Genomic DNA, 14,372 nt, shown 5'->3' on the forward strand with positions numbered 1-14,372 from the left:
ACCGGAGCCGCCAACCGAGAGAACCTCCAATGTAGTCTCCATGGAGAAGCTCCATCATCCAACCTCGATGGAAGCCAATGATCCCATCAAGAACCGCGCTGGAAGGTGGGATGGGGGCAGCGCTTACCGTTAGGGGGCCGGGGGCATTCCTGAGCCACCTTGCAATTCAATCTGCATGCTCAGCAATTCCGGCGTGCCGGGATTGGCCTGCAACGCCTGGCCTACGGCCTGGCGGGCAGCCTCATCGCCGTTCAGCGCCTGTTCCAGCCGGACGATCATGCTCCATGCCTCGACGCGCTGTGGGTCCAGCGTCACTGCCTCGCGGAAGCCCGCCAGACCGGCCTGATAGTTGCGCATGACCAGCGCCATGCCACCCAGAACCAGATGCGTTTCCGGGAAATCCAGCCGGTTACCCAATGAGCGCCGCCATTCGTCAAACGCCCCGCGCAGCGCTGCGGCCATCTTGGGCGGCAGGATGGCGCCCGGCGCGATCAGTTCCTGCGCGGCCGCCATGCGAACAAGGGCCACCGGATCGCTGGTCAGGCCAATCAGGTTCTGCACCCGCACCGGCGGCTGCGCGGCCCGTTGCAGGCGCACGGCACTGGCGCGCACCAACGGGCTGTCATCGGCCAACAGCGCCGAGGTCTGATCTGCCGTTTCCTCATCGGCGGCGGATTGCATCAGGTAAAGCGCGGTCGCGCGGACCAGATCGGCCTGATCCTGATCCTTGGCCAGCGCCAGAAGCGAGGCCAGCGCCCCCTGCGGATTGCGCCTTGCCTGTGCAAAGGTCGTGCCGAAATGCGGGCCGCGATGCGTGGAATCGGGGTACCATGCCTCGATCTGTTTGGCGGCCCATTCCGGGTTCTGGTCCTTGTGGCAGGTGGTGCAGGCATCGGGCGCGCCGGTCTGGGCTGACAGGTCCGGGCGCGGAATGCGGAAGCTGTGATCGGCGCGTTCGTCGGTGACCATGTAGGTCTGCTCGACCATGTGGCAGTTCTTGCATTCTGCACCGGCCGAGCCTTCCTTGTGGAAGTGATGCGCTGCGCTGTCGAATTCCTTCAGCGGTAGGCTGGGGAATTCGGGATTGCCCGCCGGGGAATGGCATTGGACGCAGACGGCATTGCCCTCGGCCTTCAGCTTGGCCTCGTGCGGGTCGTGGCAGTTCACGCAGCTGACGCCCTTGGCATACATCTTGGACTGCAGGAATGAGCCGTATTCGTAATCCTCCTGCAGGATCTGCCCGTCCGAGTGGTAAAGCTCGGGCGTCAGCAGGGACAGGCGATAGGCATCGTGATAAGGCGTGCCGGGCAGTGGGTTGCCGTCGCCAAAGGCCTCGCGCCGGGAATGGCAGCCGGCACATTGCTGCACCCATTTTTCCGCCCCACCACGGGTCGGCATGGTGAAGCCATAGGCGTCCAGACCGGGCAGGGTGATCGGCTTGCGATCCGCCGCCCAGTCGCGATGGGCCGAGCCGGGACCGTGACAGGCCTCGCATCCAACGCCGATCTCGGCTTGGGTGGATTGGTAGCTGCGGGTCTTCGGGTCGTAATTCTTCTCAAACCCGGTCGCGTGGCATTCGGCGCAGCGCGCGTTCCAATTCTTGTAGGGGCCGGTCCAATGCAGGCCGTCGCGCGGCGGCAGGACCGAATCCGGGTAAAGGTGGTACCATTCCTTCTTGTCCACGTCCCAGACCACGTCGAAGCTTTGCAGCTTGCCGGGCGCAGTCTCGAACAGGAACTGCTGCAACGGGCGGATGCCGATGACGGAATGGACGTTGTAATCTTTGACCGAGCCGTCCATCTCGGTGACCTTGGCATGATAGCCGGCATCGTCCTTGCTGAACTGAACGGCAGTGCCATTTCCGCTGAACGTGGTCCCGTCAAAGTCGGCAACGACCGTCTGATCCGACGGCAGCGTCCATGCCAGCCCGTGATCCGAGCCTTTCCAGGCATCGGCTTCGGGCGCGTGGCAGGTCGCGCATTGGGCCGAGCCGATATAGGCGGGCGGTTCGTCGGCATGGGCCGCGGCGGCGAAAAACGTCAGGATCAGGGCAAGTGCGAACTTCACGGTGACTGGCTCTTTCGCAAGGAACAAGGCTGGGTCGTGAGGGCGCGGCGCAGCCGGTCGCCTGACGGGCAGCTTCAAAGCAACCTGCGGTTTGTGCAAGCCGGTTCTGGATTAATTTCAATCGGGTTGGCTTTGCTGTCGCGGTCTAGGCCCGTGCGAACAACCCGGTCGTCTCGCGCAGCATCAGCAACGGGGCCAGCAGGGTGCGCGGCGCAATCGGTTCACCGCCGATCAGGCGCAGCATGAGTTGCGCGGCGGTGCGGCCAATCTCGCGCTTGGGCTGGCGGATCGTGGTCAGCGCCGGGGCCAGATACGAGGCCAGCTCGATATCGTCAAAACCCATGATCGAGACATCCCGCGGCACGACATGGCCCGCCCTTTGCAGCGCCGCCATGAAGGCGCAGGCCATTTCATCCGAAAAGGCAAAGACCGCGCTGGGGCGGTCGCTGGGCGCCAGCGCCATCCACGCATGCGCGGCGGCCTTCCCGGATTGCAGGGTGAAATCGCCGGGAAAATGCGTCAGCCGGGCGGGACCGGCGGCATCCTCGGCCCCGGTCAGGCGGGCGCGGTGCAGGACATTTTCGGGGGGGCCGCCGATCAGGCCGATATGGTCATGGCCCAGCCCGCGCAGATGCCGGATCGCCAGACGTGCGCCCTCGCGATTGTCCAGCGTGATCCGCGGGACGGGGCTGTCCTCGATCCACTCGCAGGCGGTGATCAGGGGCGGCAGATCGCGCTGGTCCTGCAGATCGGCCAGCGACACCTGCCCGTCCAGCAGGATCACCCCATCGCAGCGCGAGGGATCAAGGAACCGGCTAAGCGCGGTGTGGCGGCCCTTGTCCTCAAGGGTGTCCGCAACCAGCAGGTCATACCCCGCGCGGGCCAGTTCATGCCCCATTCCGTCAAGGATCTTGGCGAAGAAGGGATTGGCAAGGTTCGGGACCAGCGCGACGACGCTGCCGGTGCGCTGTTTGCGCAGGTTCCGGGCCGCGTGGTTCATGCGGTAGCCGGTATCCTCGACCGCCTGCAGGACGGTGGCGCGGGTCGTCTCGGCCACCAGATCGGGATGCGACAGCACCCGGCTGACCGTTGCCGCCGAGACCCCGGCGCGCCGCGCTACATCCGCCAATTTGACCCGAGAGAGTGTTCTTTCCATGTCCTGAAACTAGGCCGTGAAAGAAAGTGTTGCAATCGATTTCAGTCCAGTGCAGCCTGACGAGCAAGAGAGGGGATCATCCATGCAGACGATCAAGGGGCCTGCGCTGTTTCTGGCGCAGTTCATCGGTGCTGACGCGCCATTTGACAGCTGGGATTCGATCACCCGCTGGGCGGCGGATTGCGGCTACAAGGGCGTGCAGGTCCCGACCAATGACCCGCGTATTCTGGATCTGGACCGCGCGGCGGAATCGCAGGCCTATCGCGACGAGTTCCTTGGCGTCGCGCGCCAGAACGGCGTCGAGGTGACCGAGCTTTCGACCCATCTGCAGGGCCAGTTGATCGCCGTCCACCCGGCATATGACGCAGGCTTCGACGCCTTCGCCCCCGAGGCGTTGCGTGGCAATCCCTCGGCGCGTCAGGCTTGGGCGGTCGATCAGGTCGGCAAGGCGATCCGGGTCAGCGGGCAGTTGGGTCTGAAGGCGATGGCGACGTTTTCGGGTGCCTTGGCCTGGCCCTATCTGTATCCTTGGCCGCAGCGCGCGCCCGGTCTGGTCGATGCCGCCTTTGACACTCTGGCCGCGCGTTGGCGCCCGCTGTTGGATCTGGCCGAGAATCACGGCGTCGATGTCTGCTACGAGATCCACCCCGGCGAGGATCTGCATGACGGCGTGACCTTTGAGATGTTCCTTGATCGGGTCGGCGGCCATGCGCGGGCGAACATGGTCTATGATCCGTCGCATTACGTCCTGCAACAGCTTGATTACCTGCAACATATCGACATCTACCATGACCGGATCAGGATGTTCCACGTCAAGGATGCCGAGTTCCGTCCGAATGGCCGGCAGGGCTTCTATGGCGGCTACCAGTCATGGGTCGATCGCGCCGGACGCTTCCGCAGTCTTGGTGACGGGCAGGTCGATTTCAAGGCGATCTTCTCGAAGCTGACGCAATACGACTTTGACGGCTGGGCGGTTGTCGAATGGGAATGCGCCCTGAAACACCCCGAGGACGGCGCGCGCGAAGGCGCGAAATTCGTGCATGACCATATCATTCGCGTGACACCGCACGCTTTCGACGACTTCGCGGCCAGTGCGGTGGACCCCGCCGCCATCAACAAGGCGCTTGGGCTATGAAACCGATCCGACTGGGCATGGTGGGCGGCGGCAGCGGCGCCTTTATCGGGGCGATCCACCGCATCGCCGCACGCATGGACGGGCGGTTCGATCTGGTGGCGGGCGCGCTCAGCAGCGATCCGACCCGTGCGGCTTCCAGCGCCGCCGATCTGGGCATCCGCGGCTACACCAGCTTTGCCGAAATGGCCCGCCTTGAGGCCGCTCGCGACGACGGGATCGAGGCTGTGGCCATCGTCACCCCGAACCACATGCATGCCGCCCCCGCCGTGGCATTCCTGAATGCGGGCATCCATGTCATCTGCGACAAGCCGCTGAGTGCGACGGCAGAACAGGCGCGCCAGATTGCCGATGCCGCAGCTGAAAGCCCGGCGCGCTTCTTTCTGACCCATAACTACTCGGCCCTGCCCATGGTCCGCGAGGCGCGTGCACTGGTGGCCGAAGGCGCGCTGGGGCAGGTCCGGCTGGTCCATGCGGAATATCTGCAGGGCTGGCTGTCGGATGAGGTGCATAACAAGCAGGCCGATTGGCGCACCGATCCGGCGCAGGCCGGGGCAGGGGCGCTTGGCGATATCGGCACACATGCCTGGCAATTGGCCGAGTTCGTGACCGGGCAGACGCCCAGCCATGTCTCGGCCGACCTGTCCAGCGTGGTGCCGGGGCGGCCCATCGACGACGATGCGCGGGTGGCGCTGCGCTATGCCTCGGGGGCCAAGGGCGGGATCTGGGCCAGTCAGGTGGCGCTGGGGATGGAAAACGGGCTGTCGCTGCGCGTCTTTGGCGATCGCGGCGCGCTGGACTGGCGGCTTAGCGACAGCGAGCGGCTGATTTTCACGCCCAAGGACGGCCCGGCGCAGATCCTGACGCGGGCGCAGGACCGTTCGGGGTCGTTCCGCACGCCGCCCGGCCACCCCGAGGGCTATCTGGAGGGTTTTGCCAACCTCTATCTGGACATTGCCGAGATCATCCGGGGCGATGCCGCACGCGTGGACCGGGTGCCGGGACTGGCGGCGGGCCTGTCCGGCATGGCGTTCATCGCCGCCGCCAAGGCATCGTCCGCGCAGGACGGCGTTTGGACCGAGGTTCAGCCATGACGGTTCTGGCGCTGCGCAATGTCTCGAAAAGCTTCGGCCCGATCGAGGTTTTGCACGGCGTCGACCTGGCCCTTGAGCCGGGCGAGGTGCACGCGCTGATCGGCGAGAACGGCGCGGGCAAATCCACGATCATGAAGATCCTTGGCGGGTTTCTCGACCCGACGTCGGGCGATCTGCTGCTGGACGGCCAACCCCGCCAATTTTCCAACGGCCCGCAGGCCGAGGCGGCGGGCGTCGTGGTCATCCATCAGGAATTCAACCTTGCCCCCGATCTGTCGGTCGCGGCCAATGTCTTTCTTGGACGCGAGGCCGGAGGCTTCCGGCTGGATCACCGCGCCATGCGCGAGGGCACGGCTGATCTGCTGGGCCAGCTTCACAGCCCGATCGACCCCGATACGTTGATCCGGGATCTGTCGGTCCCTGACCGCCAGATGGTCGAGATCGCCAAGGCCCTGTCGCGCAAGGCGCGGGTGCTGATCATGGACGAACCCAGCGCCGTCCTGACCCATCGCGAGGTCGGTGCGCTTTATGAACAGATCGACCGGCTGCGGGCGCAGGGCGTGGCGATCCTGTATTGCTCGCACCGGCTGGATGAGGTCGCGCATCTGGCCGACCGTATCACCGTGCTGCGCGATGGCCGGGTGGTGCGTCAGGCCCTGCGCGGCGAGCTGGACGAAAACGGCATGGCGACCGCGATGGTCGGGCGCGAGCTGCAGGATTTCTATCCGCCCAAGGGGCATCCCTCGGACGCCCTCGCGCTTCAGGTCACCGGTCTGACCGTAGCGGGCGAGGTGCATGGCGTGGATCTGTCCCTGCGTCAGGGCGAGGTGCTGGGTATTGCCGGGCTGGTTGGATCAGGCCGGACCGAATTGGCCGAGGGGCTGGTCGGCCTGCGTCCCGCCAGCGCCGAGATCCGCGTGAACGGCCAGCCGGTCCGCATCCGGGAATTGCGCGATGCCTTTGCGGCGGGGCTGGCCTATCTGACCGAGGACCGCAAGGAAGCCGGGCTGCTGCTGGAAAAGGATCTGCGCGTGAACCTGACGCTCGCGACGCTGGAGCGTTTCGGCGGTTTTCGCATCGACACCAGCGCCGAGGACGCGGCGCTGGACCGCGCCGTCGCCGATTTCGACATCCGCGCCCCGCGCCGCGACATGCAGACGGGCAAGCTATCCGGTGGCAACCAGCAAAAACTGTTGTTGGCCAAGACTATGCTGCCTGATCCCAGAATTATCATCATCGATGAACCGACCCGCGGCATCGATGTCGGCACCAAGCGCCAGATCTATGCCTTCATCCGCAAGCTGGCCGATGAGGGCCGCAGCCTGGTCGTTATTAGCAGCGAGATGACCGAGGTGATCGGCCTGTCCGACCGCATTCTAGTCATGCGCGAGGGCCGCATCGCGGGTGAGATCTCGGGCCCGGACATGACCGAGGAAAACATTGTGCGCCTTGCCATGGGCGTCAGCAGCGAGGCCGCATGAACCGTCTGAACCTGCATACGCTTGGTCCCATCGTCGCGCTGATCGCGCTGATCATTCTGGGCGCGATGCTGAACCCGGCCTTTCTGGCGCCGGCGAATATCACCAACGTGCTGGCGCGCTCGGCCTTTATCGGCATGATCGCGGTGGGCATGACCTTTGTCATCACCTCGGGCGGGCTGGACCTGTCGGTCGGTTCGATGGCGGCGTTTCTGGCCGGGGTGGCGATCATCGCGATGAATGCGGTCGCACCCTCGCTGGGGGTGCATTGGGGCACGATCCTGCTGGGCATGGGCGTCGCCCTGCTTGGCGGGCTTGCGGCAGGCTGGCTGAACGGAGCACTGGTCACCAAGGCGCGGATCGAGCCCTTCATCGTCACGCTGGGCACGATGGGGATTTTCCGCTCGCTGGTGACATGGCTGGCGGATGGCGGCACGCTGAGCCTTGGCTCGGGGCTGCGCACGCTTTACCGCCCGGTCTATTTCGGCGGCATTGGCTGGATCACCTGGCCTATCATCACCTTTGCCGTGGTCGCGATCATCGGGGAATGGATGATGCGCCATTCCCGCTTTGGTCGCCATGTCGAAGCCATCGGCTCAAACGAACGGGTCGCGCGCTATTCCGGCATCGACGTGAACCGCGTCAAGCTACTGACCTATGTGCTGCTGGGCCTGCTGGTCGGGCTGGCGGTCGTGCTGTACGTCCCGCGCCTTGGCTCGGCTTCGGGTTCGACTGGCGTCCTGTGGGAGCTTGAGGCGATTGCCGCCGTCATCATCGGCGGCACCGCGCTGAAAGGCGGCACGGGCCGGGTCTGGGGCACCGTGGTTGGTGTCCTGATCCTGTCGCTGATCGACAATATCCTGAATCTGGCCGATCTGGTCAGCCCCTATCTGAACGGGGCCATCCAGGGGGTCATCATCGTTCTTGCTGTCGTCTTGCAGCGGGAAAAAAGCACCGCCGATGAGCGGTAATCCTGGGGAGGAGAGGAATATGCAACGCAGAAACCTGATGAAGGCCGCGGCCCTTGCTGCGACCCTGGGCATGGTGGCGAGCGCGGGTCACGCGCAGGATGCGGAAAAGAAGGTGATCGGCGTCTCGATCCCCTCGGCCACGCATGGCTTCATGGGCGGCCTGAACTGGCACGCGCAGGACACCATTGCGCGACTGGGCAAGGCCTATCCCAATCTGGAATTCGTGCTGGCGACCGCGGGCGATGCCGCCAAGCAGGTCAATGACATCGAAGACATGATGGCCACCCGCAATATCGACGGGCTGGTCGTCCTGCCCTTCGAATCCGAACCCCTGACCGCGCCGGTCAAGGCGGTGAAGGAGGCGGGCAAATTCGTCACCGTCGTCGATCGCGGCCTGTCCGAGGAAGGCATCGAGGATCTGTATGTCGCGGGCGACAATACCGCCTTTGGCCGTGTCGCGGGCGACTATTTCAAGACCCACCTGCCTGCGGGATCGAAGATCGTGGTGCTGCGCGGCATCCCGACGACGCTGGACAATGAGCGGGTCGAGGCCTTCCAGAAGGCGCTGGGTTCGGATGTCGAGATTCTCGACATGCAGCACGGCAACTGGAACCGCGATGACGCCTTCACCGTCATGCAGGACTACCTGTCGAAATATCCCAAGATCGACGCGGTCTGGGCAGCCGATGATGACATGGCCATCGGCGTCATGGAGGCCATTGCCGCCGCCAACCGCACCGATGAGATGTGGGTGATCGGCGGCGCGGGCATGAAGGAAATCGTCAAGCGCATCATGGACGGCGACAAGCAACTGCCGGTGAACGTGACCTATCCGCCGGCGCTGATTTCCTCGGCCATCGAGATGACGGCTTTGCGCTTTGTCTCGAACGCGCCGGTGACCGGGCGTTTCATCATCGGCTCGCAGCTGATCACCCCGGAAAACGCCGCGCAATTCTACTATCCCGACAGCCCGTTCTAAGCTGAAAGGCTCCGCCCGATAGGGCGGAGCCTGACCCCATCTGTGGCAACTGCGCCCCGCGGCCAAGGGTTGATGTCCCGTCCCCTTGCCGTTTCGCCCAAGCCCCATATTCTGCGCCCCAGAGGTGCCGGTCCGGCCAACAAGGGATGCCAGAATGCTTTTTCTTCAAATCCTTGAAAAGAACGCCCTGATCTTTTTCGCTCTGCTGCTGCTGGCGCTGATCCTGTTCTATCTCATCGGCGTGAAAATCGGCCGCATTCGCCGCAAGGCGATCGGCGAGACACCGGATGAAGGGGCGACGCTGGTCGTGGGCAGCGTTCTGGGCCTGTTGGCCTTCGTTCTGGCGCTGAACCTTGCTGCATCCTCATCGCGGCAGGATGCGCGGCTGGCCGCAGGGCTGGAGGAGGTCAATGCCATCGGCACTGCCATGCTGCAGGCCGATGCCGTGGGTGGCCCGCAAGCCGAGCAGATCAACGCCCGCCTGCGAGAATATCTGGCAACGCGTTACCGCTTCGTGCGCGCCGAGCCACATTCCGGTGAGATTGCTGAGACGACCGCGCGGACCAACCTCCTGCAAAACGAGATCTGGCAGTTCCTGGAACAGCGCGTCAGGTCCGAGCCAAACGATGTCACGTCCTCGCTGATGAACTCGTTGAACCTTGCCTTCGATGCCTCGACCAAGATGCGGCTGATGATGGAATACCGGCTGCCGATACAGTTGATCGGGTTGCTTCTTTTCATGAGTCTGCTTGGCTCGGCCACGGTGGGCTATCAGTTCGGCCTGACAGATCGTAAGGGGCCGCTGGCGGCAATCGCGCTGTCGGTCCTGTGGTGCCTGCTGGTCACCACCATCATCGACATTGGCTCGGGCCGGATCTGGACCTTCCGAACCGATACGCGGGTCTATGAATGGCAGTTGCAGGGGCTGGGAATGGATCTGCCGACCCGGTCGGAATAGCTCAGGCGTCCTTGGCGGCCAACCAGTCGCGGATGATCGCCCGCAGCCGTTCGCCCGAAAAGGACGGAAAGTGTCCGCCATGGACGACCCGGACCGGCAACTCCAACAGGCGGCGCATCGAGGCGATGTAATCCGCTGGGTCGGAATGATAGGTGTCCTCGATCAGCGGGCCGTCATAGACGATATCGCCGGAAATCAGGATGCCGGTAGCCGCTTCCCACAGGGCGATACCGCCGGGTGAGTGGCCGGGAGTGTGGATGACCTCAAAGCTGCGGTCACCCAGATCGATCCGCTCGCCATCCGCAATCAGCCGGGTGGCGGGCGCGGAACGGACGGCATAGGTCGTGGACAGATAGGGCTGTGGCGGTAGGGCGGTGAAGATCTCGTCAGTGACATAGGGATCGGCAAGCGTGCTCGCGCGACTTGGCGCGGCAAGGATCTCTGCCTCGGCCGGATGGCACAACCGGCAATCAAATTCGTGATGACAGCCGATATGGTCGAAATGGGTGTGGCTGGCCACGGCGTCCAGTGGACGTTCGCTGACCAGCGGCACCCATTCGCGCAAGCTGACCACGCCCATGCCGCTATCCACCAGCATGTCGCGGTCGCGTCCGCGCACATGCCAGATATTGCAGCGATAGAATTCGTGGATATGCGGCTCATCTATCCATGTGATGTCGTCCCCCACCCGGCGCAGGCGATACCACTCGCGGGCGGGGATACGGTTCATGCGGCGGCCTCATGTGGCAGGATGACGGGGTTGCTGGCATAAAGTTGGACCTCGCGGCCCGGTTCCAGCACCGCGCCGTGCGGCAGATGCGCGACCAGCCGCAGGTCAGGGGCGGAAAGCGGCGCGAAATGGCAGCGGTGGTGGGTGCCGAAGAAACCCGTATCGACCAGCCGCGCCGGGCCAAGGGCCAGCTCACCCGCAAAGCCGATGTTTTCCGGGCGCAGGCACAGCACGCCACCGCCCGAGGCGACCGGCAAGGGCAGCGCCCCCAGCGGACTGTCCGCACCCGTGCCCTTGGCCGTGACCGGGATGCGGTTCATTTCACCCATGAACCCTGCCGAAAACAGGCTGGCGGGGTGCAGATAGACCTCCTCGGGGGTGCCGCAATGTTCGATCCGGCCCTGATTCATCACCACGATGCGATCGGCGACGGCCATGGCTTCTTCCTGATCGTGGGTGACATGAACAAAGGTGGTGCCGACGCGGCGCTGGATCGCCTTCAGCTCATCCTGCATCTGGCGGCGCAGCTTCAGGTCCAGTGCGCCCAAGGGCTCATCCAGCAGCAGCACATCGGGCGAAACCGCCAAGGCGCGGGCCAGGGCGACGCGCTGACGCTGGCCGCCCGACAGCTCATGCGGGCGACGCTCGGCCTTGTCGCCCAGTCCCACCATGTCCAGCATCTCCTGTGCGCGGTCTCGGCGCGGGGCCTTGGCCACGCCGCGCATGCGCAACCCGAAGGCCACGTTGTCGCGCAGGCTCATATGCGGGAACAGGGCATAGTCCTGAAACATCGTGGTCGTCGGACGGCCTCGCGGCGGGACATGGGTCATGTCCTTGCCATTGATCAGAACCTTGCCCTGTGTCGGCGTGACAAAGCCGCCAAGGATCGACAGCAGCGTGGTCTTGCCGCAGCCGGAAGGACCCAGCAGCACGATGAACTCGCCGGGCGCGATGGTCAGATCGACCCGGTGCAGGGCGGTGAAAGTGCCGAAGCGATGGTGGATGGCCTGAAAACGGACTTCGGCGGTCATGACCGGGACTTTCTGAACAGGGTGAATTCAAGCGTCACGACAACGGCGACCGAGACGAGGAAGACAAGCGAGCCGATGGCATTGGTCGCCGGCGACAGGCCCGAACGCAGCATGGACCAGATCTCGACCGGCAGGGTGACATCGAAACGGGTCAGCAGGAAGGCGATGATGAACTCGTCCCAGCTGAAGGTGACCGACAGGAAAAACGCGGCGGCCAAGGCGGGCGCCAGCATCGGGGCCGAGATCAGCGCCAGCACCTGCCATTCCCGTGCGCCCAGATCGCGGGCGGCGCGCAGTGCATTGCGCTGATGCTCGCCCATCGCGGCATAGATGATCGAAAAGCACAGCGGCAGGTTGATGACGACATGGCCGATGCCGGTCGCCAGCAGCGACGGCCGCACGCCCACCGCGTTGAAGACCTGCAACAATCCCAGCGCGATGATCAGATAGCTGACGGTCATCGGCGCGATCAGCAACCCGCGCAGCAGCACTGATCCGGGCAGTGCCACTCGTGCCAGTCCCGACGCCGCCAGAAAACCAAGCACCAGCGCCAACGCCGAGGAGCCGAAGGCGACAAGGAACGAATTCCACAGCGCCGCCATCAGGTCGCGATCGGCGATGACCCTGGCATACCATTCCAGCGTGAAGCCCTTGAAGGGCGGAACCGGCAGGCGTCCGTCCTGAAAGGAAAACACCACCAACGCGCCGACCGGCAGCAGGATGAACAGAAAGAGCAGGACCAGATAGGCCCATGACAGGATGCGCATCAGACCCGCTCCATCTTCAGCCAGCGGGCGCAGGCGGCATAGGCCAGCGTCACCAGCACCATCAGCACCACCGCCAAGGCCGAGGCCATCGGGTAATCGCCACGCCGCCCCAGTTGCAGCATGATCAGCTGCGGCAGCGTCAGTTCCGAGTTCCCACCCAGAATCTGCGGCGTGATATAGTCCCCGATGCACAGCACGAAGGTCAGGAATGCCCCGGTCATCACACCGGGCAGGGTCAGGGGCAGGATCACCAGCCGGATGACCTGCCAGCGCGAGGCGCCCAGATCCTCGGCGGCGCGGGCATAGTTCGGCGAAAGCTGCACGAGGTTCGAATAGATCGTCAGCGTCAGCAGCATGACGAAGAAATGCACGAAACCAATGATCGTCGCGGTGCGCGTCGCCATGATCTGCAATGGCTGTTCCAGCAGGCCCAGCTGGATCAGCCCCTGCGTGACGATGCCGTTTTCGCCCAGCACCAGCGCCCATGAATAGGAACGCACGACATAGGAGGTCCAGAAAGGCAGCACCGCCAGCATCAGCGCCAGCCTGCGCCATTTCGGGGGCACACGGGTCGCGATGATCCAGGCCAGCGGCCAGGCAAGGATCACCGACAGCACCGTGACGATCGCGGTGATCTCAAGCGAAACGCGGATGCCGCGCAGCAGCGAGGGCTCGGTAAATATGCGAAGGTAATTGCCGATGCCCGGCCCGCTGACAACCTCGCGGCCTTCCAGATGCGACAGGCTCATCCAGATCATCGCGGCGAAGGGCAGGACAAAGAAGGCGACGGTCCACAGCAGGGCGGGGGCCACCAAGGCGGCCCCCTGTCTGCGTTCTGTCTGTTCGATGCTCATCGGATCAGTTCTGCAGCATGTCGGTCCACAGATCCTGCATCGCCGCATCGTCATCGGCGCTGGGGATCGGGTAAAGCTGCGCGCGTTTCAGGTAATCGGCCTGCGCGTCCCAGCGTAGCACGGCCTTTTGTTCCGGCGTCAGATGCTCGCCCGCTTTCGCGTTGGCGGGCATGCCCCAATAGCAGGACGAGGTCGCCAGCCGGGCCTGCCCCTCGGGCGAGGTCACGTATTTGATGAACTCCAGCGCCAGTTCGGGTTTCTGGGAATCCTTCAGCATGGCGATGGATTCGGCCCAAAGGACACCGCCCTCGGCGGGGATCGTGTAGTCCAGATCGGGGTTTTCGGCATGCAGGGTGGCGGTCAGGAATTCGCCGCCGCCGACCAGAATGTCGACCTCGCCCGTGGCCAACGCGGTCTGGCTGCCAACCACATCCGCCACCTGTTTCGAGGCTGCCTTCAGCTTCATCAGCGGCTCGCGCAGGCCCTCGATGGCCTCGCCCTTCAGATCGGCGGTTTTGACGCCCTGCGACAGCGCGACGATGCCAAGCGCGGGCAGGTAATAGTCATAGATCCCGATCCGGCCGTCATACTTGCCCGACCACAGGGTCTTGAGGCTTTCCATGTCCTTCGGATCGACCTTGGACTTGTTATAGGCGATGGTGTTGTAGCCGAATTTGTCGGTGACGGCGTAGGTCACGCCATCGCGGCTGTTATGCGATGCCATCACCAGTTCGGGGAAGAAATCCGCGACCGGCAGCGCCTCGGGCGGCAGGGGTGCCAGCACATCGCGGTCGATGGCGCGATGGACGTCGACGGCGTCGATCACCATCACGTCCCAATCGCCGGGGCGCGACTGTTCCAGCATCGTCAGCCCTTCGGCCGTGCCCTGATATTCCTTGACGTTGACCTTGACGTCATGGGCCTTCTCGAAAGGCTCAAGAAAGGCCGGGTCGGCGTGGTCGCACCAGACGAGGGCGTTCAACTCTTCGGCGGCATGGGCGGTCAGCGGCGCGACGGCGGCAAGGGCGATCACGGCGCAGGCGGATCTGATCATCATTCAAACTCCTGTCGGTGGAGGACCTCTGACGGGTCCGTTCAAGAAAAAAGTTGAAGCAGTTCATTTTTGCAGTCAATGATAATTTTAGGTCCGACAGG

Annotated in this window: 13 protein-coding genes; 6 read left to right on the forward strand and 7 right to left on the reverse strand. The window is 64.2% G+C overall.

Features of this window, described 5'->3' with window-relative positions:
* Positions 1–129 precede the first annotated feature (129 nt).
* Together IB235_RS18250 and IB235_RS18255 are read right to left on the reverse strand one after the other, a co-directional pair.
* Complete coding sequence (locus IB235_RS18250; protein ID WP_192337911.1) at positions 130–2,067, reverse strand: multiheme c-type cytochrome; 1,938 nt, start codon at positions 2,065–2,067, stop codon at positions 130–132.
* 145 nt (positions 2,068–2,212) lie between these two features.
* The gene (locus tag IB235_RS18255) at positions 2,213–3,223 is read right to left on the reverse strand and encodes a LacI family DNA-binding transcriptional regulator (RefSeq protein ID WP_192337912.1); all 1,011 of its coding nucleotides are present in this window, start codon (positions 3,221–3,223) and stop codon (positions 2,213–2,215) included.
* A gap of 82 nt (positions 3,224–3,305) precedes the next feature.
* Here IB235_RS18255 and IB235_RS18260 point away from each other — a divergent pair, with 82 nt between their 5' ends.
* The 6 genes from IB235_RS18260 (at position 3,306) to IB235_RS18285 (ending at position 9,835) form a co-directional block, all read left to right on the forward strand.
* Entirely contained in the window at positions 3,306–4,358 is a 1,053-nt protein-coding gene (locus tag IB235_RS18260) for a sugar phosphate isomerase/epimerase (RefSeq protein ID WP_192337913.1), read from the forward strand.
* Positions 4,355–5,449 carry a Gfo/Idh/MocA family protein gene (locus tag IB235_RS18265; protein ID WP_192337914.1) on the forward strand — a complete coding sequence of 365 codons (1,095 nt, stop codon included), beginning with the start codon at positions 4,355–4,357 and terminating at the stop codon, positions 5,447–5,449. The genes IB235_RS18260 and IB235_RS18265 overlap by 4 nt, the downstream gene beginning before the upstream one ends.
* Complete coding sequence (locus tag IB235_RS18270; protein WP_192337915.1) at positions 5,446–6,930, forward strand: sugar ABC transporter ATP-binding protein; 1,485 nt, start codon at positions 5,446–5,448, stop codon at positions 6,928–6,930. The genes IB235_RS18265 and IB235_RS18270 overlap by 4 nt, the downstream gene beginning before the upstream one ends.
* Complete coding sequence (locus tag IB235_RS18275) at positions 6,927–7,898, forward strand: ABC transporter permease (protein WP_192337916.1); 972 nt, start codon at positions 6,927–6,929, stop codon at positions 7,896–7,898. The genes IB235_RS18270 and IB235_RS18275 overlap by 4 nt, the downstream gene beginning before the upstream one ends.
* 19 nt (positions 7,899–7,917) lie before the next feature.
* Positions 7,918–8,877, forward strand: coding sequence for an ABC transporter substrate-binding protein (locus IB235_RS18280; protein WP_192337917.1), 960 nt, complete (start codon positions 7,918–7,920; stop codon positions 8,875–8,877).
* Between the two features lie 154 nt (positions 8,878–9,031).
* Positions 9,032–9,835, forward strand: coding sequence for a hypothetical protein (locus IB235_RS18285; protein ID WP_192337918.1), 804 nt, complete (start codon positions 9,032–9,034; stop codon positions 9,833–9,835).
* Position 9,836: 1 nt separating this feature from the next.
* On the opposite strand, the gene IB235_RS18290 is transcribed toward IB235_RS18285, so the two are convergent.
* The 5 genes from IB235_RS18290 to IB235_RS18310 are packed head-to-tail and all read right to left on the reverse strand — an operon-like array spanning position 9,837 to position 14,274.
* Complete coding sequence (locus IB235_RS18290; RefSeq protein WP_192337919.1) at positions 9,837–10,565, reverse strand: MBL fold metallo-hydrolase; 729 nt, start codon at positions 10,563–10,565, stop codon at positions 9,837–9,839.
* Entirely contained in the window at positions 10,562–11,596 is a 1,035-nt protein-coding gene (locus tag IB235_RS25895) for an ABC transporter ATP-binding protein (protein WP_192337920.1), read from the reverse strand. The genes IB235_RS18290 and IB235_RS25895 overlap by 4 nt, the downstream gene beginning before the upstream one ends.
* Positions 11,593–12,363 (reverse strand): ABC transporter permease, encoded by a 771-nt coding sequence (locus IB235_RS18300; RefSeq protein ID WP_192337921.1) that lies wholly within the window; start codon positions 12,361–12,363, stop codon positions 11,593–11,595. Before IB235_RS18300 ends, IB235_RS25895 begins: the two co-directional genes overlap by 4 nt.
* Positions 12,363–13,217, reverse strand: coding sequence for an ABC transporter permease (locus IB235_RS18305; protein ID WP_192337922.1), 855 nt, complete (start codon positions 13,215–13,217; stop codon positions 12,363–12,365). Before IB235_RS18305 ends, IB235_RS18300 begins: the two co-directional genes overlap by 1 nt.
* 4 nt (positions 13,218–13,221) lie before the next feature.
* Complete coding sequence (locus IB235_RS18310; RefSeq protein ID WP_155040080.1) at positions 13,222–14,274, reverse strand: PotD/PotF family extracellular solute-binding protein; 1,053 nt, start codon at positions 14,272–14,274, stop codon at positions 13,222–13,224.
* Positions 14,275–14,372: the final 98 nt, after the last annotated feature.

It is taken from the genome of Paracoccus sp. PAR01, from assembly GCF_014851995.1.
In the GTDB taxonomy this organism is placed as follows: Bacteria; Pseudomonadota; Alphaproteobacteria; order Rhodobacterales; family Rhodobacteraceae; genus Paracoccus; species Paracoccus litorisediminis.

Excerpts from the sequence above, each read along its gene's own strand:
- IB235_RS18310 (WP_155040080.1), bottom strand. The coding sequence starts at position 14,274 with ATGATGATCAGATCCGCCTGCGCCGTGATCGCCCTTGCCGCCGTCGCG.
- IB235_RS18275 (WP_192337916.1), top strand. The coding sequence starts at position 6,927 with ATGAACCGTCTGAACCTGCATACGCTTGGTCCCATCGTCGCGCTGATC.
- IB235_RS18305 (WP_192337922.1), bottom strand. The coding sequence starts at position 13,217 with ATGAGCATCGAACAGACAGAACGCAGACAGGGGGCCGCCTTGGTGGCC.
- IB235_RS25895 (WP_192337920.1), bottom strand. The coding sequence starts at position 11,596 with ATGACCGCCGAAGTCCGTTTTCAGGCCATCCACCATCGCTTCGGCACT.
- IB235_RS18260 (WP_192337913.1), top strand. The coding sequence starts at position 3,306 with ATGCAGACGATCAAGGGGCCTGCGCTGTTTCTGGCGCAGTTCATCGGT.
- IB235_RS18290 (WP_192337919.1), bottom strand. The coding sequence starts at position 10,565 with ATGAACCGTATCCCCGCCCGCGAGTGGTATCGCCTGCGCCGGGTGGGG.
- IB235_RS18270 (WP_192337915.1), top strand. The coding sequence starts at position 5,446 with ATGACGGTTCTGGCGCTGCGCAATGTCTCGAAAAGCTTCGGCCCGATC.
- IB235_RS18265 (WP_192337914.1), top strand. The coding sequence starts at position 4,355 with ATGAAACCGATCCGACTGGGCATGGTGGGCGGCGGCAGCGGCGCCTTT.
- IB235_RS18285 (WP_192337918.1), top strand. The coding sequence starts at position 9,032 with ATGCTTTTTCTTCAAATCCTTGAAAAGAACGCCCTGATCTTTTTCGCT.
- IB235_RS18300 (WP_192337921.1), bottom strand. The coding sequence starts at position 12,363 with ATGCGCATCCTGTCATGGGCCTATCTGGTCCTGCTCTTTCTGTTCATC.
- IB235_RS18255 (WP_192337912.1), bottom strand. The coding sequence starts at position 3,223 with ATGGAAAGAACACTCTCTCGGGTCAAATTGGCGGATGTAGCGCGGCGC.
- IB235_RS18280 (WP_192337917.1), top strand. The coding sequence starts at position 7,918 with ATGCAACGCAGAAACCTGATGAAGGCCGCGGCCCTTGCTGCGACCCTG.